Here is a 2,143-nt window from a genome sequence, read left to right as displayed (position 1 = left end):
CCCCGGACATGCTCGCACCCTCGGCGTGCGGATCGGGCTGGTCGACACCGCGCTCATCGTCGGGCTCGGCCTCGTCGTCGTCCTCGGCCTGACCACCGTGGGCGTTCTCATGGCGTTGACGCTGTGCATCGCCCCGGCCGTCGCCGCCCGGCTGCTGTCCAGCCGCCTGCGCCGGGTGCTGTTCCTCGCCGCCGGCCTCGGCGCCGTCGCGGGCCTGGCCGGGCTGCTGGCCAGCTACCACTTCGCCCTGCCCGCCGGCCCCGCGGTCGGTCTGTCCGCCGTCCTCGAGGTGGCGGTCGCTGCCACGGTCCGAGCGGTTCGAGCGATTCGAATGACCCGCACCGGACGCACTCGACGCACCGGACGCACCGCCTCGGCGACCTGACCGGTCCGTGACGGGTGGCGATGGCGCGTCCGCGAACCCCTCCACGTTTTCGCAATGGCAATCATTTTCTATAAGGTGGTGAGTGTGTTGACAGAGGTCGTGCTGGTCGCCGGTCTGGGTGACCACGACGTGGGGGAGGAGATCTGGCGCGCCTGGCCGGGCTCGGTGCTGGTGCGCTACGACCTGCGCGATCTCGTCCAGGGTGTGGTGCGTCGCTGGGTCGACGGCGAGCTGACCGTGCTGGAACTGGCCCACGGCTGCGTGTCCTGCACACTCGGCCAGGATCTGGTGCCGCTGCTGGAGCGCCTGGGCGGCCGGGTCGTCGTCCATCTGGATCCCCGGCTGGAGCCCGGGGCCGTCTGCTTCGCCCTGTGCGAGACCACCGTGCGGGTCGAGGCCGTGGTCACCGTGGTCGACCGGGCCACCTGGCTGGCCGACGCGACCGGAAACGACATCCTCGCCGAGCGCGGCCTGAGCGCCGCGCAGGACGACGACCGGACCGTGGCCCAGATCGCCGTCGGGCCGGTCGAGTTCGCCGACTGCCTGGTGCTGACCGGCACGGCCGCCGATGCCCCGGTTCTCGACGCCGTGCTCGACCGCCTCAACGCCTGCGCCGCGCGTTACGAACGGGACGGGCTGGACGCGGCCGCCCTGCTGGCGGCCATCCCACCCGACGCGCGGCGCGGCCGCTTCGATGACGGCTTCGGCTCCCTGCTGAACGGAAAGCCGCCACGAGAACCGTCCAACGGCGTGGCGGTCGTCCATTTCTCCGCGTGTCGCCCGTTCCACCCGATGCGGCTGAACACCGCCCTGGACGTGCTGCTCGACGGAGTCGTCCGCACCCGTGGCCGGCTGTGGCTCGTCAGCCAGCCGGACCGGGCGCTGTGGCTGGAGTCGGCGGGCGGCGGGCTGACCATCGGCAGCCTCGGGACCTGGCTCGCCGCCACGGACGGCTGGTCGGATGCCCCGGCGGCCAGCGGCGTGGCGGTCGCGGCCAACGTTGCCGACGCTGCCAACGCCGCCAACCGGGAACGTCGCCCCGGCGAACGCGCGCAGGAGGTCGTCGTGATCACCCTGACCGCGTCACCCGAGGCGATCACCATGGCCCTGGAGGAGGCGCTGGCGACGGACGAGGAGCTCGCGCTGGCCGACGAGCTGGAGTTCGTCGACCCGTTCACCGAGGGGCCTGACGAAACAGACGAGCTCGACGAGATGGAGGAACTGTGAAAAAGGATATTCACCCCGACTACCACCCGGTGGTCTTTCAGGACCGGCCGACCGGAAAGTCGTTCCTGACCCGGTCCACCGTCACGTCGGACCGCACGATCGACTGGGAGGACGGCAATGTCTATCCGCTCATCGTGGTCGACATCACGGCCGACTCCCACCCGTTCTGGACCGGTGACCAGCGAGTGATCGACACCGCGGGCCGCGTCGAGAAGTTCAACCGCCGTTACGGAAAGAGGAGCAGCTGACATGGCCGTACCCAAGCGCCGGACATCCCGCAGCAACACCCGGCACCGCCGTGCCCAGTGGAAGGCCGTGGCGCCCGACCTGGTGCCGGTGACCACCCCCGACGGTCGCACGCTCCGGGTGCCCCGCCGCCTCGTCGCCGCTTACAAGCGCGGCCTGCTGTAACCGCCGGGGAGATCTGACGTGAGCCGCCCGACCGCTGATCCGCGTGTCCCCGTCACGGTGGTGTCCGGCTTCCTCGGCGCGGGCAAGACCACGCTGCTCAACCACGTGCTCGCCAACCGT

At 71.1% G+C, this 2,143-nt stretch carries 5 protein-coding genes; all 5 read left to right on the top strand.

What is annotated here, in order from left to right; all coding sequences use genetic code 11:
• On the top strand, positions 1–385 hold a 385-nt coding region (locus AC08OP_RS12935; protein WP_476614409.1), incomplete at its 5' end, for a metal ABC transporter permease.
• A gap of 84 nt (positions 386–469) precedes the next feature.
• Positions 470–1,612, top strand: coding sequence for a GTP-binding protein (locus tag AC08OP_RS12930; RefSeq protein WP_476614408.1), 1,143 nt, complete (start codon positions 470–472; stop codon positions 1,610–1,612).
• On the top strand, positions 1,609–1,860 hold the full coding sequence (locus AC08OP_RS12925; protein ID WP_476614407.1) for a type B 50S ribosomal protein L31: 252 nt from the start codon (positions 1,609–1,611) through the stop codon (positions 1,858–1,860). The genes AC08OP_RS12930 and AC08OP_RS12925 overlap by 4 nt, the downstream gene beginning before the upstream one ends.
• Before the next feature lies 1 nt (position 1,861).
• Positions 1,862–2,023 (top strand): 50S ribosomal protein L32, encoded by a 162-nt coding sequence (gene rpmF, locus AC08OP_RS12920; protein WP_071062807.1) that lies wholly within the window; start codon positions 1,862–1,864, stop codon positions 2,021–2,023.
• 18 nt (positions 2,024–2,041) lie between these two features.
• A partial coding sequence (locus tag AC08OP_RS12915; RefSeq protein ID WP_476614426.1) for a GTP-binding protein occupies positions 2,042–2,143 on the top strand: 102 nt, incomplete at its 3' end.

This window comes from Frankia sp. CeRuru1, from assembly GCF_977966315.1.
This window is presented reverse-complemented; position numbering and strand designations above follow the sequence as displayed.